At 44.2% G+C, this 26,484-nt stretch carries 24 protein-coding genes and 5 tRNA genes; 4 read left to right on the top strand and 25 right to left on the bottom strand.

Annotation, left to right across the window (positions count from 1 at the left end; translation table 11 throughout):
- Window positions 1-10: 10 nt before the first annotated feature.
- The 9 genes from NST40_RS05750 to NST40_RS05710 all read right to left on the bottom strand — a co-directional run bounded on the left by NST40_RS05750 (window position 11) and on the right by NST40_RS05710 (window position 7,165).
- Window positions 11-883, bottom strand: coding sequence for a type II secretion system F family protein (locus NST40_RS05750; RefSeq protein WP_172628783.1), 873 nt, complete (start codon window positions 881-883; stop codon window positions 11-13).
- A gap of 13 nt (window positions 884-896) precedes the next feature.
- Window positions 897-1,700 (bottom strand): type II secretion system F family protein, encoded by an 804-nt coding sequence (locus NST40_RS05745; protein ID WP_076277686.1) that lies wholly within the window; start codon window positions 1,698-1,700, stop codon window positions 897-899.
- A gap of 30 nt (window positions 1,701-1,730) precedes the next feature.
- Entirely contained in the window at window positions 1,731-2,963 is a 1,233-nt protein-coding gene (locus NST40_RS05740; protein ID WP_342410493.1) for a CpaF family protein, read from the bottom strand.
- Window positions 2,956-4,119: a hypothetical protein gene (locus NST40_RS05735; protein ID WP_342410492.1), complete on the bottom strand. Its 1,164-nt coding sequence runs from the start codon at window positions 4,117-4,119 to the stop codon at window positions 2,956-2,958. The genes NST40_RS05740 and NST40_RS05735 overlap by 8 nt, the downstream gene beginning before the upstream one ends.
- A 185-nt stretch (window positions 4,120-4,304) precedes the next feature.
- Window positions 4,305-4,739 carry a DUF6526 family protein gene (locus tag NST40_RS05730; RefSeq protein WP_076185827.1) on the bottom strand — a complete coding sequence of 145 codons (435 nt, stop codon included), beginning with the start codon at window positions 4,737-4,739 and terminating at the stop codon, window positions 4,305-4,307.
- A 35-nt stretch (window positions 4,740-4,774) separates the two neighbouring features.
- Complete coding sequence (locus NST40_RS05725) at window positions 4,775-5,680, bottom strand: copper amine oxidase N-terminal domain-containing protein (protein WP_076219299.1); 906 nt, start codon at window positions 5,678-5,680, stop codon at window positions 4,775-4,777.
- Window positions 5,681-5,759: 79 nt separating this feature from the next.
- Window positions 5,760-6,179 (bottom strand): thiol-disulfide oxidoreductase DCC family protein, encoded by a 420-nt coding sequence (locus NST40_RS05720; protein ID WP_342410491.1) that lies wholly within the window; start codon window positions 6,177-6,179, stop codon window positions 5,760-5,762.
- 94 nt (window positions 6,180-6,273) lie between these two features.
- Window positions 6,274-6,552, bottom strand: coding sequence for a hypothetical protein (locus NST40_RS05715; RefSeq protein WP_036681678.1), 279 nt, complete (start codon window positions 6,550-6,552; stop codon window positions 6,274-6,276).
- A 190-nt stretch (window positions 6,553-6,742) separates the two neighbouring features.
- Window positions 6,743-7,165, bottom strand: coding sequence for an organic hydroperoxide resistance protein (locus tag NST40_RS05710; protein WP_036681676.1), 423 nt, complete (start codon window positions 7,163-7,165; stop codon window positions 6,743-6,745).
- A gap of 180 nt (window positions 7,166-7,345) precedes the next feature.
- On the opposite strand from NST40_RS05710, the gene NST40_RS05705 reads away from it, so the two are divergent.
- The gene (locus tag NST40_RS05705) at window positions 7,346-7,825 is read left to right on the top strand and encodes a glutathione peroxidase (RefSeq protein WP_038569095.1); all 480 of its coding nucleotides are present in this window, start codon (window positions 7,346-7,348) and stop codon (window positions 7,823-7,825) included.
- A gap of 169 nt (window positions 7,826-7,994) precedes the next feature.
- A complete protein-coding gene (locus tag NST40_RS05700) occupies window positions 7,995-8,504 on the top strand; it encodes a GyrI-like domain-containing protein (RefSeq protein ID WP_076128218.1) in 510 nt (169 codons plus the stop codon).
- A 67-nt stretch (window positions 8,505-8,571) separates the two neighbouring features.
- Here the strand turns inward: NST40_RS05700 and NST40_RS05695 are convergent.
- Window positions 8,572-8,654, bottom strand: a tRNA-Leu gene (locus NST40_RS05695).
- 88 nt (window positions 8,655-8,742) lie between these two features.
- Window positions 8,743-9,108, bottom strand: coding sequence for a helix-turn-helix domain-containing protein (locus NST40_RS05690; protein WP_036681672.1), 366 nt, complete (start codon window positions 9,106-9,108; stop codon window positions 8,743-8,745).
- Window positions 9,109-9,334: 226 nt separating this feature from the next.
- On the opposite strand from NST40_RS05690, the gene NST40_RS05685 reads away from it, so the two are divergent.
- The gene (locus tag NST40_RS05685; RefSeq protein ID WP_076128220.1) at window positions 9,335-9,958 is read left to right on the top strand and encodes a hypothetical protein; all 624 of its coding nucleotides are present in this window, start codon (window positions 9,335-9,337) and stop codon (window positions 9,956-9,958) included.
- Window positions 9,959-10,045: 87 nt separating this feature from the next.
- Here the strand turns inward: NST40_RS05685 and NST40_RS05680 are convergent.
- The 13 genes from NST40_RS05680 to NST40_RS05620 all read right to left on the bottom strand — a co-directional run bounded on the left by NST40_RS05680 (window position 10,046) and on the right by NST40_RS05620 (window position 18,572).
- A tRNA-Leu gene (locus tag NST40_RS05680) sits at window positions 10,046-10,128 on the bottom strand.
- Between the two features lie 6 nt (window positions 10,129-10,134).
- Window positions 10,135-10,206: transfer RNA gene (locus tag NST40_RS05675), tRNA-Glu, on the bottom strand.
- Between the two features lie 138 nt (window positions 10,207-10,344).
- The gene (locus NST40_RS05670; protein ID WP_076099058.1) at window positions 10,345-11,535 is read right to left on the bottom strand and encodes an ABC transporter substrate-binding protein; all 1,191 of its coding nucleotides are present in this window, start codon (window positions 11,533-11,535) and stop codon (window positions 10,345-10,347) included.
- Window positions 11,536-11,606: 71 nt separating this feature from the next.
- Window positions 11,607-12,308 carry an ABC transporter ATP-binding protein gene (locus tag NST40_RS05665; RefSeq protein ID WP_076106949.1) on the bottom strand — a complete coding sequence of 234 codons (702 nt, stop codon included), beginning with the start codon at window positions 12,306-12,308 and terminating at the stop codon, window positions 11,607-11,609.
- A gap of 6 nt (window positions 12,309-12,314) precedes the next feature.
- Complete coding sequence (locus NST40_RS05660) at window positions 12,315-13,097, bottom strand: ABC transporter ATP-binding protein (RefSeq protein WP_076309316.1); 783 nt, start codon at window positions 13,095-13,097, stop codon at window positions 12,315-12,317.
- Window positions 13,066-14,034, bottom strand: coding sequence for a branched-chain amino acid ABC transporter permease (locus tag NST40_RS05655; protein ID WP_076128228.1), 969 nt, complete (start codon window positions 14,032-14,034; stop codon window positions 13,066-13,068). The genes NST40_RS05660 and NST40_RS05655 overlap by 32 nt, the downstream gene beginning before the upstream one ends.
- Before the next feature lie 10 nt (window positions 14,035-14,044).
- Complete coding sequence (locus NST40_RS05650) at window positions 14,045-14,950, bottom strand: branched-chain amino acid ABC transporter permease (protein ID WP_038569087.1); 906 nt, start codon at window positions 14,948-14,950, stop codon at window positions 14,045-14,047.
- A gap of 471 nt (window positions 14,951-15,421) precedes the next feature.
- The gene (locus NST40_RS05645) at window positions 15,422-15,883 is read right to left on the bottom strand and encodes a DinB family protein (protein ID WP_076220224.1); all 462 of its coding nucleotides are present in this window, start codon (window positions 15,881-15,883) and stop codon (window positions 15,422-15,424) included.
- Between the two features lie 291 nt (window positions 15,884-16,174).
- On the bottom strand, window positions 16,175-16,780 hold the full coding sequence (locus tag NST40_RS05640) for a class I SAM-dependent methyltransferase (protein WP_076278193.1): 606 nt from the start codon (window positions 16,778-16,780) through the stop codon (window positions 16,175-16,177).
- 102 nt (window positions 16,781-16,882) lie between these two features.
- A complete protein-coding gene (locus tag NST40_RS05635; protein WP_076278195.1) occupies window positions 16,883-17,329 on the bottom strand; it encodes an oxidoreductase in 447 nt (148 codons plus the stop codon).
- A gap of 175 nt (window positions 17,330-17,504) precedes the next feature.
- Window positions 17,505-17,593, bottom strand: a tRNA-Ser gene (locus NST40_RS05630).
- A 7-nt stretch (window positions 17,594-17,600) separates the two neighbouring features.
- Window positions 17,601-17,676, bottom strand: a tRNA-Asn gene (locus tag NST40_RS05625).
- A gap of 143 nt (window positions 17,677-17,819) precedes the next feature.
- Entirely contained in the window at window positions 17,820-18,572 is a 753-nt protein-coding gene (locus tag NST40_RS05620; protein WP_076277915.1) for an MBL fold metallo-hydrolase, read from the bottom strand.
- A 129-nt stretch (window positions 18,573-18,701) separates the two neighbouring features.
- Between NST40_RS05620 and NST40_RS05615 the strand changes: the two genes are divergently transcribed.
- Window positions 18,702-19,130 carry an Lrp/AsnC family transcriptional regulator gene (locus tag NST40_RS05615; protein WP_076277914.1) on the top strand — a complete coding sequence of 143 codons (429 nt, stop codon included), beginning with the start codon at window positions 18,702-18,704 and terminating at the stop codon, window positions 19,128-19,130.
- Window positions 19,131-19,575: 445 nt separating this feature from the next.
- Here NST40_RS05615 and NST40_RS05610 read toward each other — a convergent pair whose 3' ends face one another.
- Window positions 19,576-26,421 (bottom strand): S-layer homology domain-containing protein, encoded by a 6,846-nt coding sequence (locus NST40_RS05610; protein WP_342410490.1) that lies wholly within the window; start codon window positions 26,419-26,421, stop codon window positions 19,576-19,578.
- Window positions 26,422-26,484: the final 63 nt, after the last annotated feature.

Below are 26,484 nucleotides of genomic sequence, written 5' to 3'. Positions count from 1 at the left end.
CTTCAGCCTCCTACATTTTTAACATCAAAAATGCTGGCGTTCCCACCAGTACAATTACTATTAAAAAGATAACTACCATCGGAAAAACTAATTTAGAGGATGCTTGCTCTCCGCGCGTCCGGCTAAGTGCCTTTCGTTTATCCCACAACATCCGCGACAGATCACGTAGCGATAGCACAAAATCCGCTCCACCTCTGCGATAATTCAGCAAAACTGTCGTTGTGAATACCGATACCTCCTGTACAGCGCATCTCTTGCTGAAATTTTCAAACGCCTGTTGGAAAGAATATCCGCCCTCCCATTCACTAGTCATAGTCATTAGCTCCTTATACAGAGGATGATTCGTATCCCCCCGGTGGCTTTCCACACAGCGAATAATAGCTCGTTGCACGGTCTCTCCTGCGCCAACCAACAACACAATACTGTTCAGCAGCTCTGGCAATTCGAGCATAATATTCTGCTCCCTAACTCTCACCTTTTTGTGCAGATCACTAACCATAGCGGTTGGTAGAGCAATTGCCAAAAACACACCCAATATCATACCTGCCTGTTCGCCACTAAATGCTGTAATCAAGCTTCCACCTACAAGCAACAGCCAGCTGTAACTTAGCATCTCACCCATGAACAGCAGGGTCCGCTCTGCGCTATAACGCATACCATAACTGCGCTGTAGAGAACGCTGAATTCTGAATAACAGTGAGGGAAACCGACTGGCGATACCACTCTTCTCAATAAGCAGTAATAACGGTTCGCCTAACTTCCGAAGCCGTAATCCTTCCATAGGAAGACTGCGTAACGCGACATATCTGTTGCCGCATTGAATTCGCAGTAGAACCCAGACTATCAGCAAAATAACAGTAACCACCGCACATAGCCAGCGCATGATTTCCCCCCCTTCACAGTGGAATGTCCATTATTTTAGTAGTCCAGAGATAACATAGGAATAAAGCAACAAGCGCTAATGTCGATATGGCTATACCCGCTCCTGTATACATAGGTTGCATATATTCTCCAGCCGTCAAACTCATAAACATCACCATGATCAGCGGAGATATCAGCAGTGCCTTAGCCTCAAATTTCTTCTGAGCAATACTTACAGCAATATCCTGCTGAATATCCAGCTTCTCACCGATAATCGTTGATGTACGGCGCACCACTTCTACAAGATCACCACCAGTACGTTTACAGACAGAGAACACATCCGCAAATCGCTCGATGTCCTCCATTCCCGCTCTTTCACTAAAGTTCCTCAGCGCTTCTTCCACAGGCTGTCCATATTCCATGCGTGCACAGATAATGTTTAACTCGGAGATCATATCACTGCTTCCCTCCGGGTCGAGCATACGTAAATCCTGAACCGCCTCTCGGAATGCATTCTCCACCGAACGCCCAGCTGAAAGGGAGGAAGACAGCGAAAATAACGTCTGCTTAAATTGTAAATTCAGTGCATTTCGACGTCTTTTCAGTAGATAGTTACGCAGCATATGCGGGGCATAAGCTCCGCCAGGCATAAGCAGCAACGACAGCAGCCAATGATGATAAAAAAGATATCCAATTCCATACATCAGCAGTCCACCTGCAGTAAGGGTCAGAATCCTCTGCAGCAAGGTCAATTCGTATACCTTATAATCTGGTAATAACGAAGGACCGTCAGGATCCGCTTCTACAGGCTTTGCAGCAACAAATTTAAACTTAAGCATGACCTCCCCCCCTTCTGGAATTTTGAATCTCTATTGAGCCAATGGATAGGAGTTTACACCAGCCATCCTAAGCTTCGTTGTATGCAACAATGGGTTACCACAGGGAAGCAGCCCCCCTTGCACCCTTCCCTCTCGTTCACCAGCTTCTTGAAATTCATATAAGGGATTCAAGATCACTTCCCCGTCTTTCAACCCCGCAACCTCACTGATCTCCATCACCCGCCTGGAACGATCACGGAGACGTGATAAGTGTACGAAGATATCAATTGCCGATGAAATTTGCTGGCGAACGACAGCTACCGGAAGCTCCGCAGCACTTAGCACCATCGTCTCCAGTCGACTGACCATATCGTGTGCGCTGTTACTATGGCCGGAAGACAAGCTTCCATCGTGCCCGGTGTTCATAGCCTGCAGCATATCGAGACATTCCGCTCCCCGTACCTCCCCCACAACAATCCGGTTAGGGCGCATTCGCAGGGAAGAACGAATCAAATCTCGGATGGAAATCTCCCCTCTACCTTCCGTGTTAGCATTCCTGGTCTCCAGTGAAACAAGGTTCGGCACGGTTACAATCTGCAGTTCAGCGGAATCCTCTATCGTAATGACCCTCTCCTGTGGGGGGATATACTGAGATAATGCATTAAGAAAAGTAGTCTTTCCAGAGCCTGTCCCGCCACTAATAAAAATATTGTATTTAGCAGCCACTAAAATTTGCAGCAACTCTGCGGCTTCCAAGCTTAAAGCTTCACGATGGACTAAATCCTGCATCGTCATCGGTGTTTCAGGAAATTTCCGAATGGTCATCGCCGGGCCTTTCAGAGCTACCGGCGGAAGCACGATATTTACACGCGATCCGTCTTTTAGCCGAGCGTCAACGATAGGCGAAGAATCATTTACAACCCGGTTCACACCGGATACAACCGTCTGGATAATATCCTCCAACCTGCTGATGGACTCAAATTCCAAATGGAGACGACGAATCTGCCCCTCCTCTTCTACAAAAATCTCAGTATGGCTGTTAATCATAATCTCAGTGATCGCCGGATTATCCACTAAGGGCTGGAGTACATCCAATCCTCGAAAAGAATCGAACAATCTCTTCACGAGCTCATGTTTCTCCTGTGCTGTTAAATAACGCAGATTTTCGCTGTCCAAAATTGTCCTTTCAATATATTGGGTGAGTTCACGATTTCCAACTGCAGAAGTAACATCTAATCCTGCCCGGATGTCACTGCGAAGTGCCTTAAACATTTCCTCATTCATGTAAACCCTTACCAGTGAATACTTGCGGAAGCGACGGTTCTATAACCTGCTTGCACAGCTGTAAGATCTCCTTTTGGAATTGTGGTGAGTTCAGAAAAAGCTCCTCACGGTGCTGCAGCGTCCAAGATGGGATATACGGAAGTACACCTTCAACGGTAATTCCTTCCGGAGGTGCCCACACCTCTAAACCCTCTGCGGCAAAATTCACGGCAAATCTACTTTTGTCCATCACTTGGCTGGGCATACCAGAATTAGGAGCATTGCAATGGGATAGCCATCTCATGGTCTTATGAATGCTTACCTCGTCATTTCTAACTACCCACAATAGAATTCCGCATTTATGTAACACAGCTTTGGCACGTTCTTCTTCAATACTGCCGGTATCTATTATAACTACGTCAAAATTTCTTTCCGCAACCAACAGCGCCAACAAATCTAGCGTATCCTGCGTAGTCATCTGCAGCATTTCTTTTACATTAATAATTGGCCTAAAAGCAGCACTTCGAAGGTGATCATACCTAATCACGTATTGCCCCAAATCAATCGTATCGGCTCCACCCTTATCCCGGCTGGCTTTGATTTCATAAAGGAGCCGCTCTAGTCCAGGCGTATTTCCTGCAGGGGGCCGTAAAAATAATCCACTGCTGTCCACACTTTCAAGATTCAAATAAAAGACCGAAAGCCCCAATTCACCTAGCTGCTTAGCCATATTCATAGCTACTGTAGTTTTGCCCGTGTTCCCGCTTGAGGAGACGATACCGAGCAGCAGCGTTTCATCTAATACAGAGGAACCTCTAGCTCGTTTCACTTCACATAGTTGAATAAATGCTCCCAGCAGAGAAGGCAGTGCCTGATATTTCGCAATCATGATGCCTCCAGCCAGGCTTTTAGAACTCCTGCTAAGATAAGCTCCCTCCTCACTCAAAACTGCCCAAGGCACCTTAGTTCTTCCCTCCACAAGCCAAGCCTCGATAAAAGTAATGTCACCTACAACAGCATCCGGCATATCCTCTCCCCTCATAAAATCGATAAAAGCATCCAGCCGACTAAAAGCCGTGATTCGCAGCATTTCTCCATACTCACTATGATGAAGATAGTGTAGCAATGGTTCGATATATTGGCTTTCACGCACTGCGAGTACAATCCTTGCCGCCATAAAACCTCTCTCCTTTCGCAAGAAATTCATAAATATTGTCAAAAAAAAGACAGCAAAAAAGCACCGACAATAACCGTGGATACGGTACATTGAACGGTGCTTCCGTTACTATCCCTTTAATTTACAGCTATAGTAGCATATATATAAGAAGGCAGCAATAAGTTTTTTCGCACATCAAGTGGTTTTTAGACTCTCATCGTATCTTCACGCCAATTCTTGATGGCAGACCGGATATCGGCAGGACTAAGCTTTTCCTTCACCGCCCGCTGACATAGTGCCGGAAACTCTTCATCTCCTGCATACCGAAGCGCGATAATCTGAGCTAATTCAAGCTCTGGATTTAATACTTCACCTGTCAATCGGAAATACCGGAACTGCTCCTCTACCCTCACTACTCGATCCTGATTTTTTGTGGCATAAATTCGAATTCGAGTAATCGCAAATAATAGGCATAGAGATAAACCAAATAATAGCAAGGGCACTGTTAGAGCACCATCATCACGTAACACCTGAACGACATAAATTCCCGACCATACAAATATAATCAGCGCTAGCGGCATAGTTACAAAATGATAAGGCCAATCAAAACGCATAAAACCTTTAGGCTTCCCCTTGTTCATAATTCATCTCCATATTTATATGACTTATATATTGCTTAAAGCTTAGTCTCTCCGGGAATAGCTACGACAAAAGGTTCATTATTCCCCCAGTACAGAGACTGTCCTGAAACTTTAGTAGTTCCATCCGCATCAACCATTCCATAAATAATCTGACTTCCCCAAACACTCGTATAAAAAGAGGCATAGGATGGAGCTAGAACAGGTGCTTTACCATATTCCTTCGCAACTGGGTAACCGAATATCGCGGTAAAATCTTTATTTGTAGCCTCCTTGGACATATCCAGATCAGCTTCCCAAACTACTTTTACAATATTATCCTTGATCTCATAATACTTTACGAAATGTCCATACAATATAAAATAACCATCAGATCTGCCTTCAGGAAAATAATACGTCATAGACAACGCTTCATTATCACCCGTCAATTTGGAGGGTTCTCTTTCTTCAACCGGGAATTGCAGAGCAGCTATGCGGGAAACAACTAAGTCATTACTATTATAATTCTGCACAAGTTTAGCATTGGCCCGTTCCTGAACCCAGACTGTATTCGAAGCAGCATCTACTGTTACTCTCGCTCCAAGAGCCTCCGCAATAAACCGCAGGGGTACCGCTACTCTTCCATCCACTATTTTGGCCGATACATCCAGTTGTACAGCATCCGAGTTCTTCCAAGCCGTCCGTGAGCCAACCGTAAGCTTAATCTTCATAGAATCTCTAGCAATCGTAGCTTGCTTGGTATTGGCATCCCATTGAATAGAAGTATTCTTGAATCTTTCAAAAGCCTTCAGCGGAACCAGCGTCTTCCCCGACACGATTTGCACACCAACATCCACACTTGAATTGTTCACCATAATGCGAAGCTTGGGGGCAGCTGAGGCCGTACCGATCATACTTAAAGATAATAACATGACTATAAAAAACAGAAGCCCTTTCCGTTTCACTATTCGTTCACCCCTAGTCATAATATGAAAAAACTATACCCATTTATAGTTTCATTATAACATTCTCCCAAATTATGGATTACAAAAATCTCCGTTTGATCTCTGGGGTAGGGAGCATACACTGCTCATCACGTCCGAACCAACGATAGCGGTTCTTGGCTACATACCGATAAAGGGCATTGCGCAATGGGCGTGGTACTAAGATGAACACGTATGCGGCAGGCCAAGGAAATCTCAATTTACGGGCAATTCTTAGCACAGCGGCCGACTCTGTATAATACACTCCGTTCTCCAGTAAAATCACCGTGTTTAATTGTCCAGGCTGAAGTCCGGACTCTTTCATTAGCTTTGCCGCAATCTCATTCTGTAAAGGTGCGAATAGAAATTTAGCGTCGGGGTCACGCGGGATAATGAAACGAACTACCCTCTGGCAAAGATGACACACTCCGTCTATCAATACGATGGACTTATCTTTCATAAGGTTCAGTTCCTCGTTCATGGCTCCCCCTCCGTCTTAAAGGCGTAAATTTCTGCTTTTTTGGGTAAACAAAAACGCGGGATAACCTCCCGCGCCATCAAGTGCCGTTCTTTAATTATTCTGCGATTGCTTTCTCAATCCATTGATCCCCGATCATTTGCCCTTCGAAATCAGCAGTGAATGCCTCCATGCATTTGCAGATGAAATCTTTGCGGCAAATTGGACATGGAGTTTTAAGCAGGCGGCTGATGTTCGTCATTTTCCATTCCGGAAACCGATGATAAAACGCGCGGCACTCCGTTCCATCAGCAAGCTTGATAATGAACTCGTACAATCCTTCCTTATCGTTGCTGCTGGCTTTGGTCACATTCGTAATATTCGGTCTGTAAGACATCTTCATCACCCATTATTTAAATTTTTGGTTGTAAATTGCACACGCAGGCACATTCTCAGATACTTAGACATATTAAAGAATTTTAAGGGTGATGTCAACCAAAGACGCCTAACACGGCAGCTATTTATTACTCTTTTATGATTTACGTCTCTATTTAGCCATTATTTCCATAAAATATATACAGATACATTTAATCAACAATCTTTAATTCAACCTCGATATTACCTCTGGTTGCTTTGGAGTAAGGACAGAATTCGTGAGCCTTCTTCGCCAGTTCCTCTGCTTTGTCGTGTTCGATCCCTGGCAGCTTCACATCCATTCTCACAGCAAGTCTAAAGCCTCCATCGCTGTCATCCTTCCCAATGGACACATTACAAGTTACCTCCACGTCATGGAGTTTCACGCCCTCTTTACGGGCGATATTCGCTAGTGCACTCTCGTAACACGCTCCATAACCAGCCGAGAATAGTTGCTCTGGATTGGTACCGGAACCTCCCGGCCCTCCAAGCTCTTTAGGCATGCTTAAATTATGCTTTAACACGCCATCCGAGGATTCAATGGAGCCTTCACGACCGCCATGGACTGTTGTAGTTGCTGTGTATAATGCTTTCATGAGTCATCTTCTCCTTCATCAAGCTGTATTGGTCATGCTCATACTTTATACTTTAAACAACAGGTATGATTTGAAACGATGATGAGGAATGATTCATAATACTTTCTTATTTGGCTCCAGATCATAAATAGTGTACAATTAAATTGTTAAAAACTTAAATTAGCTATGGAGGTGTCATCCATGAGTATTTATGATTTTGAGGTCAACACTCTTAAGGGTGAAGAGGAATCATTGTCAAAGTACAAGGGTAAAGTACTCCTGGTTGTGAATACTGCCAGCAAATGTGGATTTACTCCCCAGTATAAAGGTCTTCAGGAAGTGTACGAGAAATTCAAGGACCGCGGGTTCGAAGTTTTAGGATTTCCAAGCAATCAATTTGCTGGACAAGAGCCTGGCGAAAGTGATGAAATTGCGGAATACTGCGAGATTAATTATGGGGTAACCTTCCCTATGTTCGAGAAGATTGACGTAAAAGGCGATGAAGCACATCCATTATTCAAATACTTATCCAAAGAAGCTCCTGGTGTCTTAGGCTCAAAAAGTGTGAAATGGAACTTTACGAAGTTTCTGGTTGACCAAGATGGCCGTGTTCTAAAACGGTTTGCTCCTAAGACCACTCCACAGCAGATCGAATCCGATATTTCCAAGCTTTTAAAATAATTCATTAGAAAAAGGATACTCACCACATCACACAGCCCCCTGTTGTTATGCGGTAAAGTATCCTTTTTAACTAGAAAGAACGTCATAATATCGCTATATATCAGCACCCTTTAATCTCTTGGAATATTTTATAATATTGTTGAAATATTTTTGCTGGGAGGGACAATCGGTGACTGTTCAACTGCTTGATATACCCGAACTAAATGTTATTGGCTGGGCAAATGTAAACTCATCCGGGGAGCCATATGCGAATCTTTGGGAATATGTTTTTGGCGAGCTGGATATTGATGCAAAATTTGATGCTATACCCACAAAAGTTCAAAGCAGCGGTTGTTATCTCGGTCTATTTCAGAACCGTACATCCGTGCCTAAACTGTGGGAGCATACCGCATGGGATATTGATTTTTTCCTTTGCGTTGAAGTCGAGCAGTTAGATTGTATCCCTGAAGGCCTTGTTCATAAGAAACTTCCTGCGTCTACCTATGCTATATTTACTGCAAAAGGATTCCCTCAGTTGGCTTTTCAACATACCTGGAATTATATACATAATGAATGGCTGCCGGATTCCGGTTATAAGTTCAACCCTGATGGAGTCTTTTACATCCAATACACGGAAAAGTCCGGTCCGGATGATGAAGGATTCGAAGCCAATCTATGCGTGCCGCTTGTAAAGAAGTAGGTTGTGTGATTGAGGATTGAACAAAAAAAGAAGCCTTGCATCGCAAGGCCTCTTTCTTCATTCTGTATGCGGTAGAGAGGACTCGAACCTCCACGGGTATACACCCACTACCCCCTCAAGATAGCGTGTCTGCCATTCCACCACTACCGCGCGGTGTGTTAAACATAGAACATAAATTTGTTTGAGGTCAACATTCATTATTATAAATGTACTTTTCTCAAAAGTAAAGATGCAGATTTTAAGATTCTTCGTCGACCATTTTCTGTTTACGATATTCAGCAAAAGCTATATATTCCTTGATAAAATTCTTTTCTGCTGGAAGTAATTCATCTACTCGGCTTTCCGATAGCTGAACATCACTCAAATCATAGTCTACGCCGCTCTCTCGTACAGTATCCGGTGTATCTTTGCCGAGAATGAGCCAGTCCAGACTAACATGAAAAAAATCACCGATCTCAATCAGCTTATGTGTTCCTGGAGTAGTCTTTCCCCGCTTCCAATCTCCCATATTACCTGTGCTGATATTTAACTGCTCACAGAATGATTTTTTGGTCAAACCTTTCTGCTTAATCAGGTATTCTATACGTTCGTATATGGTCTGCATCGGTGAATCGCCCTCCATCTAAAAATAAATTACTTATTTACGTAATTACCTATTGTAAAATAACGTAAAAAAGTATATAATTAGTATTGTTATGTATTATCCGATTATATCATATGGCTGGAGTGACGATAAGAGGCGACTCAGGTGACAAGTATCTGTAGAATACCGTCTGGCCCCCTTTGTTAACTTATCATCCTGAATGATCTCTAGGAGGGAGCGGTGACTTTTGTCAAAATGCTTATCATCTTCCATTATCCATTCACTTGAAGCTTTACCGCACAATGCGGTGGTAATCAACAGTCATGGGATTATCCAGTTCACCAACAGCAGGTGGAAGGCCTTTAGTCATGAATATGGTCTTTCTACTAATAAGAAATGGATTGGCGCGTATTACTCAGAGCTCATGCAAGATGTGATTGTCGATCCCGATCAATGGGCCAAGCTTTATGAATCAGTGAAATATATACTCCGCAGAGAGCATCAGGTTTATACTTCCGAATTCTCCATACAAACCGCTAATAAAGGGAAACGAATCTTCCGTTTGGAGATCTACCCATTTCTCTCAGATCCGCACCCAGAAGCCACTTTTATAATTTCACTATATGATGTGGGCCCCTATAAAGAAGAACCTCTTCATCCGGAGATCATAAACCTCCGTTCAACCTTACCATCATCTTTTGAGCTAATCCCAATCTGTGCTTCCTGTAAATGTATTCGTAATCCCAAGGATGAATGGATCACCATTGAACATTTCTTAAAGCATCAGCTTTCTTTGCAATTCACTCATGATATCTGCCCAGACTGCATAAGACAGCTCTATCCCCAGTATGCTGGGGCTTTTAAGAGATGACCTGACGTCACTGAATTTCACTTCTAATCTTATAAAAAAAAGTAAGAAATCCTCTGCGAACAAAGGGTTTCTTACTTTTTATTTGTATGCGGTAGAGAGGACTCGAACCTCCACGGGTATACACCCACTACCCCCTCAAGATAGCGTGTCTGCCATTCCACCACTACCGCATAATATGACCCGTATGGGATTCGAACCCATGTTACCTCCGTGAAAGGGAGGTGTCTTAACCCCTTGACCAACGGGCCATGCTTTACAAGTTATTTTCTTGTCACAACAAAAATGAGTATATCAAACCATAAGAATTTTGACAAGCCTTTTTTTAAAAAAAGTTTAAACTAAAAGAAACGCGCACCAATAAAGGTACGCGCCTCTAATCACAACGCTTATGGGTTTACTTTTGCCTCAAAGGTTTGTACCCCATCTACAAACTTTAGCACCACAGCTGCTTTTACCGGGTCATGCGTTTCATTCATTGTGATTTTACCCGTGGCCAGTTGTAAATCCTTTGTCCCCGCCAGTGCATCCTTCAGCTTCTCAGGTTCTGTGGAATCCGCACGTGTAATCGCGTCTGCCACTAGTTTCACAGCATCATATCCAAGCGCAGCCATCCCATCTGGAACAAGATCACCGTTAGCAGCCTTGAAGGCATCTACGAACGATTTTACTTCTGGCGAGCTATCTTCAGGTGAATAGTGATTGGACATAAACGTATTGTTTAGGGCATCCGCTCCGGCAATCTCAGCCAGCTGAGGTGAATCCCAGCCATCCCCGCCCATAAACGGAACGGTGATCCCCATTTCGCGAGCTTGCTTTACGATTTTGCCGACCTCCTCATAATAGCCTGGAAGATAAATAACATCGGGATTAGCTTCTTTAATACGTGTTAATACGGCTTTAAAATCAGAATCTTTTTGTTGATAGGATTCTTCGCTTAAGATTGAGCCACCGTTCTTAGTAAACGTTGCTTTAAAGAAGGTCTGCAGCCCTTTGGAATAATCGCTTGAAGCATCCGTATAAATAACAGCCGTCTTCGCTTTAAGTGTATCCTTAGCAAAGTTAGCCATTACTTCGCCTTGGAAAGGATCAATAAATGAGGCCCGGAATACCCATTCGTTCAAATCTCCAGTACGTTCATCAACTGTTACTTTGGGATTGGTGGCTGAGGAGCTAACCAGCGGGATGCCTTTTTCTTGAGCAACGGGAACAATCCCGAGTGTATTCGTAGATGTAGTTGCACCTATAATAGCTACAACTTTATTGGTAGTAATCAGCTTTTGCGCTGCGCGTGTCGCCTCTTCCGACTTGGAGGCATTATCCGCTTCAATCAGTTCAAGTTTTTTGCCGAGTATTCCACCTGCGTCATTAATTTCTTTTACCGCCAGCTTTGCCCCTTTGAGTGCAGAATCACCGAAGGAAGCCTGGCCGCCTGTAAGCTCAAGGTCTGCTCCAATCTTGATGGTCCCTCCACCAGCATTCCCACCTTCAGCGGTAGTGTTGTCTGTCTTGTTCCCACAGCCTGCCAGCAATCCACCAGCCAGCAATGCAGTCAGCAATATGGCCCCGATTTTCTTCATCCTCTTCCAGCCTCCCAAAATAAATATTTTATAGGTTCTTTCTGTGATGCTGTTGTGAACTAGCCGATGAATTAATGTCCCAGATAAGCCATTCTGATCTCTTCCGAATCTGCCAATTCCTTGGCATCTCCCTCAAGCACCACTCTGCCCGTCTCAAGAACGTAAGCCCGATGAGCAATTTTTAGCGCCTGATGGGCATTTTGTTCTACAAGAAGTACTGTTGTTCCAGAGGCATTTACTTCCTGGATGATCCGAAAAATATCCTGAACGAGCAATGGAGCAAGCCCCATCGAGGGTTCATCTAATAATAAAAGCTTGGGATGCCCCATCATCGCGCGCCCCATAGCAAGCATCTGCTGCTCCCCGCCGGATAATGTGCCGGCAAGCTGTTTTTTTCTTTCTAAAAGACGCGGGAAGGTGGAGTAAACCTTGGCAAAATCAGCAGCTAAGCTGCCCGAATCTTGTAAAAAAGCTCCTAGCTCCAGATTTTCTTCCACAGACATATTAGCAAATACACGCCTGCCTTCCGGACAATGAATAAGCCCCTGTTTTACGATGGACTGAACACTCTGATTCGTAATAGATTTATCCATGAAATCTATACTGCCTGTTTTGGGTTTCAGCAGTCCCGAAAGCGTCTTAAGCAACGTGGACTTGCCTGCTCCATTTGCGCCGATTAGAGTTACAATCTCGCCTTCTTTTACATTCATACTTAAATCCTTCAAGGCATGAATAGCCCCATAATATACATTGATCCCCTGTACGCTAAGCATGGTCCACTACGCCTCCTGTCCCAAATACGCTTCTATGACTTTGGGATGATTCCGTATTTCAACGGGCGTACCTTCAGCAATCAACATTCCGCGATCCAGCACATAAATCCGGTCACACACCCCCATAACCAGGGACATATCGTGCTCGATAAGCAGGATCGTCAGCTCAAACTCTTCACGGATCCAGGCAATAAGATTCATTAGTTCCCGAGTTTCATTCGGGTTCATCCCTGCGGCTGGTTCATCCAATAGCAAAAGCTTAGGTCCTGCTGCAAGCGCGCGCGCAATTTCCAAACGCCTTTGATTTCCATAGCTAAGATTCCCGGCACATTCATCACATTGATCGGCAAGATTAAATATTTTGAGAATATCCATAGCCTTTTGCGTAATTTCGTTTTCTTCTACAAAATGCTTAGGCAGACGGAGCATGGAAGTGAACATCGAATGTCTGGCATGCTGGTGAAATGCGATCTTAACGTTATCCAGCACCGTCATAGAAGTAAATAGACGGATATTCTGAAATGTCCGCGCTGCCCCTTTTCGGTTAATCCGATAAGGCTTCATCCCGCCTACTGCCTGATGGCTGAGGATAATATCGCCACTGGAAGGCGGGTATACACCTGTCAGCAAGTTAAAAAGGGTTGTTTTTCCCGCGCCATTAGGTCCGATGAGCCCAATCAACTCGCCTTTATTAATATGGAGAGATACCTCGTTAAGCGCCTTAAGCCCGCCAAATGCACGACTTGCGTGTTGAACATCAAGAAGCACTTCCACTGTTGATGCTGTCACTTGGCTTGACCTCCTTTTTAGACCATTTCAAGAAAGAAAAACCCGTGCTGCCAAGCAGCCCTTTAGGCCGAAAAATCATCATCAGAATTAGAATCGCCGAGTAAATAATCATCCGCAGCTCCGGATATTCCTGAAGCACCGTGAAGAGCACCGTCAGTACAATCGCACCCACGATGGCCCCGCTTGTACTTCCTAGCCCACCTAACACTACCATGACTAGAATTTCGAATGATTTCAGAAAATTAAAGCTGCCAGGATTGATGACGTAGAACTTATGAGCAGAGAGACCACCCGCTATTCCCGCAAATAATGCTCCAAGTGAAAAAGCAATGACTTTGTACAAGGTTGTATTAATCCCCATCGCTTCAGCAGCAATTTCATTCTCCCGAATCGCTATACAAGCCCGGCCGTGAGTGGAACGTATAAAGTTATTGATCACAACAATCGTGACCAATGTGAACAGAAACATAATCGTCCAAGTCGTTTGATTAGGAATGCCGCTTAGGCCTGAAGCTCCGCCCACATATTCTGTATTGAGCAGGACAATCCGGATAATCTCACCAAATCCCAGCGTAGCAATCGCCAGATAGTCTCCATTCAGCCGCAAGGTCGGAATCCCGATAAGTACACCGAAAAATGCAGCAACCAGTCCAGAGATCACTAGCGCCAGCACGAATGGCATCTCAAAGTTCAAAGTTAAAATGGAAGAAACATAAGCACCAATAGACATGAATCCAGCATGCCCGATTGAGAATTGCCCCGTTATCCCATTAATCAGATTCAAAGACACCGCCAGCATGACATTTATACAAATTAGAATTAGCGTAGACTCCATGACATCATCAAATATTCCCGTTGTTAGAAGAACTTGAATGACGATATATAGCATGACAGAAAATACAATGCCTATCCAAAATGACTTGTTTATCTTCTTCATAGGCATCTCCCTACACTTTCTCGCGGACATTTTTACCAAATAGCCCGGATGGTTTAAAGATAAGGATTAGGATGAGTACAGCAAATGCCACACCATCACGCCAAGAAGAATATCCCAGAGAAGAAACCTCTGTCTCGACTGTGCCCAGCAGAAGTCCCCCTACCAGAGCACCAGGAATACTGCCAATGCCACCTAGAACCGCAGCCACAAAAGCTTTAAGCCCCGGAAGTACCCCCATCATCGGATCCACTGAATTGTAAGTCATTCCGAAAATAACGCCTGCCGCTGCCGCAAGTGCAGATCCTATAGCGAAGGTGGCTGAAATGGTCCGATCTACATTAATCCCCATCAACCGTGCTGCTTCCATATCAAAAGAAACGGCCCGCATCGCTTTACCAATCTTTGTTCGGTGCACAATATACTGAAGGATGATCATCAAAATAACCGTCGTGCCCAAGATCATGATTTGATTGGAGTCCACCTGAATCGAGGAACCAAACAAGTTGTATTGCTGCTTATTAAGAATCTCCGGAAATCCTTTAGCCTGAGGACCAAGCACAAACACACCGCTGTATTCCAGCAAAAAAGAAACGCCAATTGCAGTAATCAACACAGCGATTCGCGAAGCTTTTCGTAGAGGTTTGTATGCTAGCCGTTCGATTGACATCCCCAGCAACGCACTGATTGTCATAGAAATCACCAATGAGATAAGTAAGACCAGTATCGGAGGAAGCCCTGCTGAAGCCAAGTACCTGGCACTGAACAATCCAATAAACGACCCAACCATAAACACATCCCCATGGGCGAAATTGATCAATTTAATAATCCCGTAAACCATGGTGTACCCTAGTGCGATCAGAGCATAGATGCTCCCTACAGAAATCCCGTTAATTAACTGTTGAATGAAATACTCCATCGCCGTCCCCCAATCCCCATATTTATTTTTAAAAACACCTTTCTTTAGCTTACATTCATTTTCATCGTTTTATGTCACTTATATTAACACAGTACTATACATGCGTCAGTAAAATTTGTGGTTTTTACTATAATATTCAATATTTAATGTTATATTACATAACACTTTGAGTTAATGCTTTGAGATGTATAGAAATAAAAAGTGGGTAAAGAGTAGAAAACAGGAGAATTATGGAGATTTTTAAAGTTTGATTTTCAGAGGGGGAGTCTTTGATTTTACCTACAGATTGCATTTAATGATAAATAATATAACATTTGTCTCTTTGGATATGTGTTTTTCGAGTTTATTATGAGTTACCGGTCAAGTTGTTTCTCTATTTTTGCGCAAAAAAAGCTCTGTCCCACACAATAATTCGAGTGAGAGAAAGCTAATTAGGGTGGTCAGCTCCATTCTTTGCACTTCCGTCACGAGTCAATTACTCATCATTTTCTTGTTTAATTCTTTAATCTGCATCATATGATGTAGGTCATGCGATATAAAATCCTTTAAATAGGACTCAAAGGAAAACCTTCCGTCCACATATTTGCCTGAGTATTTTCCCTCCTCAAGACTACTTATACAATCTAATATTAAGTTACGATACTTCACAGTCAATTCTATTAATTCGTCTTTGGTTTTTGTTTTACCATATGTAACAGCATCATTATTGAATTGATCGAAATCAATAAGTTGAAGTGTTATCGCTTTATCGTATGCTATCGGTTCGATCGTCGATTCATAGAAGTATTTATCCCATAACAAAATATGACTAACAACATCATGAGTGGTCCATTTTCCTTCAGCGATGGGTGTTTTCCAATCTAAATCAATAATTTCTAGAACAAATCCATTCCATTCCTTAAACTGATTTAGCAAATCTGATCTGTTATTCATTGGCACATCTCCTTTTCTGGTAAACATCAAAATTCTAACAAAATCTCTTTAATTCATTCTTATATAGTTCATAGTTCGCTTCATCGAAACATATAAAAATAACCTTATTTATTTCCGACTTATTACCTAGGAAACAGTCGCTAGCACTAGACTCGCGGGGTTGTCCACCTAGCTAACTCTTCTTCAAACCTTTACCTTTATCGAACCAACACCTCGTGGTCCACGGCGTGAACGTATTGTTCGCAGCTATCTAGCTTTTTCGAAGCTACTAATATGTTCTTCAGCATCCAGCTATTTTCTATATATGTAATCGATAAATCCTTGTCGTATCCATTCGCCTTCAAACTTTCTTTCCAGTACTCGATCTTCTTTGTATATTAACTGCAAATCATCAAACATAGAATCCGCCTCATGATAATCATAATAAGAGTGTATTACGAATTCATCGTCTTCTATTTGTTCAAACTGATTATCCCCCAAATCAACTCCATCGCCGACTCTAAAATCCTTTAGGGTTAAAAAATTTACAAATAATAATCCATTAGGTTTTAGAACGCGTTTCATTTCATTTATCGCTTTTTTCACATCTTGTTTTCTCATATGAAAAATAGAGTTATATGAATACACAAAACTCATCGACTCATCACTTAGTGCCAACTGTCTCATGTCGCCTTGTTGTATATTTAGATTCTGTCCTCTTTCAGTTGCGAACTGACTAGCTCTTTTAATTTGTTCGTCATTCATCTCAATACCGTATGTACTGTATCCATAGTTTGCAAACAAACTTAGTGGAGGTGAATCCCCTCCCGCCCCGCAGTCTAATATGTTTTTTTCCATACCACTTTCATTGCATAATGCCAAAAATCTGTACAAGGGGATCTGCTTAAACAGTTCCATGTTGATTCCACTCCTCTGATCATGTAGTTATTGGATTCACTCATAGATCTTTCCCATATAAATTATTTGAGCACATCTCTTCCATGGGTTTTCAGGTTTACTTTATTGAAACCCCGCAGTTCCAAATGTCTCTTTAATAACTTTTTCGTATTCATCCCATTTAAAGCAAAAAGGGCCTATATCAATAGTCTTATTACCGGATTCTAATTTGAAATCTCTCCATATAATAAGATCCTCTTCTCTCTCAATAAATACTGATATAAAGCCACATTCTTCATCGCCACACCAGGGACAGACTAATATTGGGTACCTGTAGTACAAATATTCATGCATTTCGTTTAACAAAAAATAATTAATCATTTTCCTTTGATGCTCTTCACTACCCCACCCGAGCGAAGGAACCCTATCATATTTTTTTAACATTTGGTAAAGAGATCTACCATCAATTATTACGTCGGCAAAAATAGTATTTTTATTTCCCTCTTGATCCGGATCAAAACTATCATATCGGCTTGACGGTTTTGTTTGTATTTGATTTATTGTTTTCATGCTCCCTCCTTTAAACTCTTCACACTTATCAATTAAACATTCGATCCCTCCACACCATTCCCCTTCCAAAATATTGAATTCACCGTTTCTCAGAATCGCATATAGCAACCGAAAAATAAATTCACACAACAAAAAAGAGCTCCCAGAATGGAAGCTCTTCTTATGTAATTCAGAACGGAGAGAGTGGGATTCGAACCCACGCACCGCTTACGCAGTCTAACCCCTTAGCAGAGGGTCCCCTTATAGCCACTTGGGTATCTCTCCATGAAAATGGCTCCCCGAACAGGACTCGAACCTGTGACAACTCGATTAACAGTCGAGTGCTCTACCAACTGAGCTATCAGGGAACATTACAAGTGAACATGAATTAATTTATCATGATTTCAAGGTCTAGTCAAGCGGGCAAAATAATTTTTGTGATCGTTTTCAAATTTATGCTATTATTCGGCCGCTTGCTAGATTTTTTAAAGAGATTTCCATCCCTCTCCGTCTATAGATTACACCATTCTCCATCCTGCGGAAGCTGTACCCGATCCCCCAACGATTCCTTCTCTAAATGAGCTTTTAGCTTATCTCGGGTAACCAAACAATGGTTAATGGCGTCCATGTGCACAGCAATCACTTTAGTAGAAGGAGCATATTCACATAGGTCTACGACATCCTGCTCATTCATTGTAATATGGCATCCGCTTAAAAACTGCGCACCACCAGCATTCACAACGGTCACCTCAGGTTTAAAAGCATCCAATGCCATTTTCACCTTATCACACCAAATCGTATCCCCAGCCACATATAGAACAGGTTCGCCTTCCGCCTGAAACACAAACCCGGATACCTTACCCATAAGTTTACCAGTCACTCCAGTGCCATGCCGTCCATCAGTACGTGTTATAGTTATTCCATTAAACGTCAGAGAACCGCTAATTTCCGTGGTATGCTCAAACCCCTGCTTCGCTAATTTATCTCCATCTCCTTCCTGACATAATAGTGGTAGATCATGCGGCAACAAAGAAATGGCAGCAGCATCCCAATGATCCTGATGAAGATGTGTGACAAGAATTGCATTAGGACTCAGCCATTGTTCTACGGCTCCCGGCAAAGGAACGAGCGGATTGCGGCGATCATTGTCAGTATTAAAAATAGGCGGATTAGCACCCTGTTCACTCAACATAGGATCAATTAAAAATGTACTGCCACCATACTCTAGCCATAGGGTCGCGTTGCGGATATGCTGTATTTTCATCGGAAGCCCTTCTTTCTTTCAGATATCTTCTGCTACAATTAATTATAGTTGGACCTTGAAACAGAATACATTGAGATTGGAAAAAGATTGGCCTGTTCTACTTTCACGCAGAAAGGATTTTAGATAATAATGAGTTCTTATTTTATAGATGATGTGGATTTTCGCATCCTGCAGCTTCTAATTGAAGATTCCACGATCAGTCACAAAGATATTGGGCAGCAAGTGCATATGACCGGTCAGGCTGTGGGCGCACGTATTCGCAAAATGCAGGACACCGGAGTGATTGAAGGCTACACGGTACGCTGGAATCCGGATAAGGTTGGGGAGACTATTCATGCCTTTATTACTGTTTTTTTGGGTTCGAATACGGTTCACCCAGCCTTTCAGACATTCGCAAAGCAGCATGATAGTGTAAAAGAAATACATAGGGTCAGCGGAGAAGGCTGCTACTGGATACGTGTTCGTACCGGAAGCCAAGAGGAGTTGAATAGTTTTCTCGACGAACTGCTGAAGTTCGGAAATTACAGAGTCAATCTATCGATGGGAAAACTGAAATAAGTCTGTATCGGAATCGGATATGAAGCTACTATCGGACCCAGTTGAACTTATACTCAGCATAATCGCATATTTGGCATACTATCGGACCCCATTGCCTCTATTGGCACGAAAAACACCAAATATGAGCCTCTTTCGAACGAATAGCGTCACTTGAGTCCGAAACCCTGCCCAAAAGGCTAAAAACTTGCCAATAGCGTCATTGGGGTCCGCAAGCCTCAGCCAATGATAGCTCGGCGATGTTGGTGTTGGTGCAGGTGTCGATGTTGGTGTTGGTGTTTATGCAAGTGATTGGGTTACTCAAAGCCAATGAGCTTTCGCTTGCTCATAAGCTTTTATAGCAGACCAGCCATCGTCAAAAACGCAGAGCAGCGATCCTCCAATAACCGGAGGATCGCTGCTCTGCTGTCTTTTTACTTATGCCATATTGTAGCTTCTACTGCGGTAGCTAATTCAATAATTCAGCTGCTCTAAGCAACCGGACAAGAATTATGGCGGCTTCTGCACGGCTAGTATCACTGCTAGGTGCAAAGCTTCCTGATGGTTGACCTTTCATAATACCTTTTGCAGCCAGGTCAGACACTGCTTCTTTAGCCCATGAGGAAATAGTTGAAGCGTCTGTGAAAACATCTGTAGCATCGTTTGTTCCAGATCCTTCAGCTTCTAGGTTCAGCAGCTTCATTGCTCTGGCTGCCATAACAGCCATTTGCTCCCGTGTAATAGGGGCGTTCGGACGGAAGGTTCCATCCTCATAGCCTTGAACCAGTCCTAAGGCTGCAGCAGCTCTGGCGTCCGCTGCATACCAAGATAAATCGGACACATCACTGAAGGTCTTCGTCGTGTTCGCAGCTACAAGACCTAACGATCGAATCAGCATAGCTGCGAACTCGGCACGACTGACAGATTTCTGAGGTGCAAAGGTATCTGTGGATTGTCCGGTCAAGATCAGTCGGCTGGCAAGTCTCTCAATCTCATTTCTCGCCCAATGTGTGGAAATATCTCCAAAAGTCACAGGGTGCAGCGCAGCGACAAATACACCGCTCGCAATACTGCTCTTAACCGTAACCTTGGTCATCCCATTAACGAGCTCATACAATGCCGGTACATAACGGAAGGAACCCGTCTGTTCATCGTAAATAAGGACTACACCTGTCTTCGCATCCAGCGCCTCCTTAAGCATAAATGTACGATCTACATAAGTGGTACCGAACCCGCTTGCTGCTACAGAGGTTTTTCCATCCGTTACCTTTAGAGTGAAATTAGCCGGTGTTCCTTGCACAGTAAAGCCTTGCTGCTTAGCTTTGGCAAGCAGTTGTTCCAATCCTTTTCCGCTTAGCAAATTTACATTGAACTCCAGTGTGCCTGTCGGCATTTGTGCGGCTTTGAGCACACTCTCCACAAGCTCTAACGGGAAGCGGTAGCTCATCCCCCCACTTTCAATAACAAGCACAGCTTTGGGGCTAAGTGCCGCCGCCTTACGTAAAGCATCTGCACTAAACCGGGCTGTGCCGTCACCGTTAGCTGAAATCTCGATAACAGCCTGCCCTGCAGTCGCCTTAGCTTTTAGCTGCGCATCATGATTAGCTGCTGGCGTAGGTGCTGGTGTAGCCGTCGGTGTGCCGGGTTGAACAGGGTTCACTGACCCTGTAGGGTCTGTTGGACCAGGAGTACTTGTTGGTTCTGGAGTATTCGTTGGACTAGGAGTACTTGTTGGATCCACAGGATCGATCGGGTCTACAGGATCTGTCCCGCCAAGTGATAGCACCTCAATTGTATATCCCCTCTTATCGCTGCCCACAGTTACCGTGAAGTCTGTGATACCCGCTTTAATTCCATTAAGACTGTCGTTGGTAAATGTAGCAATCTCATTGCTCATAATATTTAGAGTAGCTTGTGCGGTAAGATCTCTGCCTTGTTTATCTAGTACCTTAAGCGTAGCTGACTTACCCTGCTCTAATACCACAGGCCCGCTCTGTCCATCTGCTAGTTTGATAGAGAACGGTTTAATGGCTGAGGCTATTCCTTGATTTTGTTCTTTAATGCTTAAATCAGGAGAGGCATTGGTCAGTAGGTTCATCCGTTCGCCACGAATAATCATGTTGTCGACCAGCAGACTCCCCTTCAGATTTTTCGTAACTTCTATACCGCTTGTACCTGCGCCATCCAATACATTATTCGTCAGCACAACTCCATCAATGGAAGTGAGAGTATCTCCCTCTAGATCACCTTGAGCAATCAGCCCCGAATAAGTGCTGTCCAGTGCCGTATTGTTGCGAATGAGTACTTTTCCTTTCAGATCACTCTCACCAGCATAAAGCCATAACGCACCCAGATTCACGCCGTAACCGGAATCGTAGCTGCCAGTTCTAAGCAAGGTATTTCGCTCCACAATCGTTGTTCCTTGGAATGGCTCGGCGGTGAAACGGGTGGACACTGCAATCCCGGCTCCATTAGTCACAGTGTCTTTTACCACGTTGTCCTGGACTTTGTTATCTTTCCCCCCAAAGATTACAATGTTATCCGCTAACCAAGGCAAGGATACCGTATTAAAACGTGCCGTGTTATTATAGCTCGGTGTACGTTCCGTACCATTCACATCCGTCAACTTGCCGTCTGTAAACGACCACATTGCGATTCCATCATCCCCTGGATAGCGGATGTCACTTTGTTCCATCATGCTGTTGCCAGTCCCTACGGCAAAGTTAATCCCGTCTGCCATAAGATTGCGGATCCGCAGACCTGCCATGTACAGACCCTTCGTACGCGCCTTTTCACCCATCGGCTGAGTTAACCACAAGCCTGCTTTGGTATGTTCTATCCAAACGTTCTGTATAATCGAACCTTGGCCAAAAGCACCATGGAAAGCGTTGGTGATCGCTTCATCATCCCGTTCGTTAATGCCGCCTTCAATCATCAGATCGTAAACACCAACCTTACCGCCGTGACCATAAAACTTAGCTCCATTCAGAACTGTATACCACATGCCGGCACCACGTATTTCAGCGGTATCCAGATCCAGCAGCCCCTCACCGACATTAAAGGTACCCGCCGGGAACCACACACCTTTACCTGTCGCATTCGCTTCGGCAAGGGCTGCCTTGAAGGCTGCGGTATCATCTCCCTCATCATTCGCTGCCGCTCCAAAATCCGTTACGGAAATAAATCCGTCCGGGCGAGCCAACTCAGGGGCAACCTGCTCCATATCCACCAGGTCAATGACGTAAGAAGCTGCGTTGTCTCCTGTTCCCTTCTCTAAGCGAATAGTTGCTCCGGCAGGAGCATCGCCGATCAGAGCATGGATTTCGTCAAAGAAGCGGTGCCCACTGCCTTGGCGAGGGTCATTTGACCATGGGTAGCTGCCATATTCCCAAGCATATTTGGATGTCAGCTTAAGCTGCTTCTTAACTCCATCCACATATAGAGTCAAGGTTTCTTCCGCACCAGCCCCATCTGGACTATCAGGAATAGAATATCGAAGAACGATGGAGTTAGCTGATTCTGCAAGCTTGAACTCTAGATAATCTCCCGTATTCTTCAAGGCCACCGCTTGTCGTCCAGAAGCCTCAGAAGCCATGCTGAGATATTTCCGCGACGAGCCAATCAGCGTTCCGTTTGTTGCCGCATCCTCAGCTTCATAGCTGATATATGGAACCGTTGCTCCACGGTATGTTTTGTTAACGCTGTTTTTTACGGTCAGGCTATCAAGGGTTACTTTACTCCAATCCACATTGTCACTACTTAGAGAAACCGTGTTGATGCCTGCACGAAGCTGCAATTTTACCGCTACAGTCTTCCAAGAGGCAGACTTGCCAAGACTAACCTTGCCCCCTTCGTTTAATCCATTCACCTCTAGTGCCAGATCCGTTGCGGCAGCAGCGGTATTTTTGTATCGAATAACAGCATCGTATTCCCCAGCCTGCTGGGCGTTGACTGCAAACCGTATAACACGTTCCCCTTTGAATGCTTCTCCTCCTGCATAAATTGCATCAGCAGGGATAGGTAAGAAGCTCCAGAGCTCACTATCAGTTCCATTTGCAGCAGAACCAAGCTGAACAGCCGATGTGCTGTGAGAAAGAAGACCTGTTCCGTTCGCACTTAGCAGAAGAGCATAACCTAACTTCTCTTCCAGCTTCCATTGGGATCTTTCTGTATCTCCAGCAGCTAACAAGACCACTTGGCCCGATTCATTGAGCGAAAGATAATGTTGTGTCTGAACATTCATAATCCGTTTGCGTCCGTTTATCTCCTGGACCAGCCACTGGGATTGAGCCGCCATATCGGAAGCATCTGCATATAGGACAGCCCCCTCTTTTTCGGCCAATACTTTACCAGCCATGCCTTTCGGTACAATGGTTATGATGTTGGTATCATTTTGAACTGGAGTTGTTGTATTGTTATTGCGCAGTTCTCCAGATGGAGTAGTAAACTCCTGTGGAGCCGCCTCAAGTGTCCATAGTGCCGTACCCTCACTTTCTAGCAAAAGCGCACGTTCAGCATATCCTGTCTTATTGGCAATGTTTATTAATTCATCGTCGTATTCTCCAAAGAGACTACGAATGGTGTAATGTGTATAATCGGAAGCCAAGCTTACTTCCCAGGCGGATGCTCCGTCTACAGCAGGATCTGTACTCCTGCTCTCCAAATATGAATAATCACCATTCAGCGTTAAAAAATGACCTGTTGCCCGGTTGGTGATCGTCTGTTTGCCCTCCTGCACAGATACATTCCAGTGCGAAAATCCATTGTCTGCTGACGGCTGCCCGTACAGAACAACCCCATGCTCATTTTCGTATAAATACTCTCCGCTGCTTGCATTCTTGAATCTTACAGAGTAATCAGGCAGTGGCGGAGCAATCGCTTCAACCGCTTCAGCAGTAAAATGTGCACTGCTTTTTTCCGCTGTATCTGCAGCTTTACTGATTCGGAGAATTGGGTTGCCGTTATCATCCGGCGCACCATAGATATAGTGACCAGCCCATGAGCTCATAATGGTAGTCACACCGGATGGTTGCATATCAACCTTCCACTTAATGCTGGCCCATACATCGTACACTGTTTGCAAAGTTTGAACGCTAACTTTAGGATCAATCTCATCTACAGCCCCACCTATATGCTCAAGGGAGAGATAACGTCCAGTGCCTTTATTTTTTATCTTCACCGATCCATTGCTGCCCGCTATTTCTTGCAGCTGCCAGACAAAGGAATCGTCATTCAAATCAAGTGGACCATAAGTAGCCTGGCCTACTGTTACATCCTCGTTCTCAGCAGCTAGAGGTGCAAGATTTTCGTTAGAGTGTGCAGATTCCAGGTCAGCATAGACAGCTTCAGTAACCGTCTTGGATTCAGGCAATTCCTCTAGTGCGGCTGAAGAAGTCAGCAAAGGACCATCCTTAAGATATTGATCTTCTCCATTTACAGCATCTAGCTGAAAACGGAACAAATCTTGTTTTTTCTCGGTGACCGGAACAAATCTCCACTGCGGACTGCCCCAACCTGGATTGATCACTCCGTACTCAGCATATTTAGTGAGGTTTTGAAGTGAAATATACTTCTCTGGGATTTTATTAGGTTCCTTGTCGAGAACGCTACTGATTACGTAGGTGTTGTTCCCAACATTTTTGCCTGTCCAGATGTATTCTCGTTCCACATGATTTCTGTCTGGAAGCTCTGTGACCTGAAGGTGGCCATTTGGCATATTCATCGTGTTCATGTAATGGCCTGTTTTCTTGTTTTTGAACAGCTTGCGGCCGTTATATTTCTCCACGAGCCACTGATCGGAGCCGTCCTTCTGCATATTTCCATATTTTAAAAGACCATCAACACTCTCATACCAATAAAATGACTTCCAGCCATTCTGAATCCGGTAATAGGGCACGGTGCCGTCAGTCGGTGTGTTAGGATCTAAAAGCTGCCACTGAGCGCTCAAAGAAGTCGCATCCCCAATCGCACCCGCATGTTCTCCACCCAATGTAGACAAATAAATGCCTGTGCTTTCGAGATTCTGAAGCGTCTGGTAATCATCATAATCATCGGAATCATTAAAAATCCATTGATCCGACGGCTGACTTCCGCTAATCTGCAAGGCCTTGGCAGTACCTTCACTATAAGAAACATAATGATCGGTTGCCGCATTACGAATACGCTTATTGCCGTCATAATCTTCTATATACCATAGATAGTCAGAGGTGTTAGCGGCATCTGGTGTAATAATTCCATGCTTAAGCTCGCCGTTTGCGGATTCATATAAGAAATCTGTAGCCACTTGTGCATCCGTATAAGTTGCCAGACGTACAGGCTGTAATTCGGAAATAGGCACGATTCTCCACTGCGCGCTTGGATTAGAGGCTGAACCCGGCCAGCTGTTAGATCGCACATTATTGTCATCGCTGAATTGTGGATTTAGCCATAATGGACTCCCCTCTTCAGTTAAACCACTGTTACGAAGGGTAATGAAGCCCGTCCCATCAGAGCCTGGTGCATGCTCTTGGACCCATTCACTTAGCTTCACGTGATCCATATCGACTTCCTGCGAAAAAACCCCAGCCCAGGTCACTTCATTTTGCTTAATATAATGACCTGTCGCACGGTTGCGAATCATTACTGTTCCGTCATCCGTCCCTGATTCAAGATACCACTGGGCCGCTTCATTGCTGACAGGCTGTTTACCGTAAAGAACATTCCCTTCACTTTCATACATTACCTGACCGGGGCGGAGACGACTCTCTAGCCGTACAGGTGCTGCATTTAGATCTATAAAAGCCCACTGCGGACTCTCAAACGTAACATTGATATCCGAGCTTACTTGCGCATAACCAAGCTGATTCTCCTCGTGGATAACCAACTTCCCCTCTGGCACAGTCGCACTTCGGATGATCATGTATCCATTGCGATTGGAAGTATCAATTAGCCACTGATCCGCAACACTTCCAGAACCTTGGTGTTCTGCCGCCTTAAGTGAATCCTCTTTGCCGTTGTTACCAGCCATTGTAATGTAATGGCCTGTCTTCACATTCTTGATTCGTGACAGCCCGTTCACCGTCTCAACCGTCCAATGCGCTGAAGCATCGGCTGGATTGGTCATGCCATAACGCACGATTCCTGCGGATGTCTCATATAAAAAGTTGTTTTTCCACTTATTCTTGATGAGTACCGTACCTGATGGAATTTGCTCAGCGCCTGTTCCTCCAACCCCTTCTGCTCCCACGGAACCACTACCGGTTCCCATTACAGGCAAGCTTGAAAAAATCAGCAGCAGCGCGAGCAGACCCGCCATTGCGGACCTGATTCGTTTCATACATGTGCCCCCTCTAATTAATATGGACTTCCTTTTCATATTAGTTTGGGAACGCTTACAAAA

Origin of the sequence: Paenibacillus sp. FSL R10-2778 (assembly GCF_038593035.1) — a bacterium.
Lineage (GTDB): Bacteria > Bacillota > Bacilli > Paenibacillales > Paenibacillaceae > Paenibacillus_AQ > Paenibacillus_AQ odorifer.
This window is presented reverse-complemented; position numbering and strand designations above follow the sequence as displayed.

Excerpts from the sequence above, each read along its gene's own strand:
- NST40_RS05750 (WP_172628783.1), bottom strand. The coding sequence starts at position 883 with ATGCGCTGGCTATGTGCGGTGGTTACTGTTATTTTGCTGATAGTCTGG.
- NST40_RS05745 (WP_076277686.1), bottom strand. The coding sequence starts at position 1,700 with ATGCTTAAGTTTAAATTTGTTGCTGCAAAGCCTGTAGAAGCGGATCCT.
- NST40_RS05740 (WP_342410493.1), bottom strand. The coding sequence starts at position 2,963 with ATGAATGAGGAAATGTTTAAGGCACTTCGCAGTGACATCCGGGCAGGA.
- NST40_RS05735 (WP_342410492.1), bottom strand. The coding sequence starts at position 4,119 with ATGGCGGCAAGGATTGTACTCGCAGTGCGTGAAAGCCAATATATCGAA.
- NST40_RS05730 (WP_076185827.1), bottom strand. The coding sequence starts at position 4,739 with ATGAACAAGGGGAAGCCTAAAGGTTTTATGCGTTTTGATTGGCCTTAT.
- NST40_RS05720 (WP_342410491.1), bottom strand. The coding sequence starts at position 6,179 with ATGAACGAGGAACTGAACCTTATGAAAGATAAGTCCATCGTATTGATA.
- NST40_RS05715 (WP_036681678.1), bottom strand. The coding sequence starts at position 6,552 with ATGTCTTACAGACCGAATATTACGAATGTGACCAAAGCCAGCAGCAAC.
- NST40_RS05710 (WP_036681676.1), bottom strand. The coding sequence starts at position 7,165 with ATGAAAGCATTATACACAGCAACTACAACAGTCCATGGCGGTCGTGAA.
- NST40_RS05705 (WP_038569095.1), top strand. The coding sequence starts at position 7,346 with ATGAGTATTTATGATTTTGAGGTCAACACTCTTAAGGGTGAAGAGGAA.
- NST40_RS05690 (WP_036681672.1), bottom strand. The coding sequence starts at position 9,108 with ATGCAGACCATATACGAACGTATAGAATACCTGATTAAGCAGAAAGGT.
- NST40_RS05670 (WP_076099058.1), bottom strand. The coding sequence starts at position 11,535 with ATGAAGAAAATCGGGGCCATATTGCTGACTGCATTGCTGGCTGGTGGA.
- NST40_RS05665 (WP_076106949.1), bottom strand. The coding sequence starts at position 12,308 with ATGCTTAGCGTACAGGGGATCAATGTATATTATGGGGCTATTCATGCC.
- NST40_RS05655 (WP_076128228.1), bottom strand. The coding sequence starts at position 14,034 with ATGAAGAAGATAAACAAGTCATTTTGGATAGGCATTGTATTTTCTGTC.
- NST40_RS05650 (WP_038569087.1), bottom strand. The coding sequence starts at position 14,950 with ATGGAGTATTTCATTCAACAGTTAATTAACGGGATTTCTGTAGGGAGC.
- NST40_RS05645 (WP_076220224.1), bottom strand. The coding sequence starts at position 15,883 with ATGAATAACAGATCAGATTTGCTAAATCAGTTTAAGGAATGGAATGGA.
- NST40_RS05640 (WP_076278193.1), bottom strand. The coding sequence starts at position 16,780 with ATGGAACTGTTTAAGCAGATCCCCTTGTACAGATTTTTGGCATTATGC.
- NST40_RS05635 (WP_076278195.1), bottom strand. The coding sequence starts at position 17,329 with ATGAAAACAATAAATCAAATACAAACAAAACCGTCAAGCCGATATGAT.
- NST40_RS05620 (WP_076277915.1), bottom strand. The coding sequence starts at position 18,572 with ATGAAAATACAGCATATCCGCAACGCGACCCTATGGCTAGAGTATGGT.
- NST40_RS05615 (WP_076277914.1), top strand. The coding sequence starts at position 18,702 with ATGAGTTCTTATTTTATAGATGATGTGGATTTTCGCATCCTGCAGCTT.
- NST40_RS05610 (WP_342410490.1), bottom strand. The coding sequence starts at position 26,421 with ATGAAACGAATCAGGTCCGCAATGGCGGGTCTGCTCGCGCTGCTGCTG.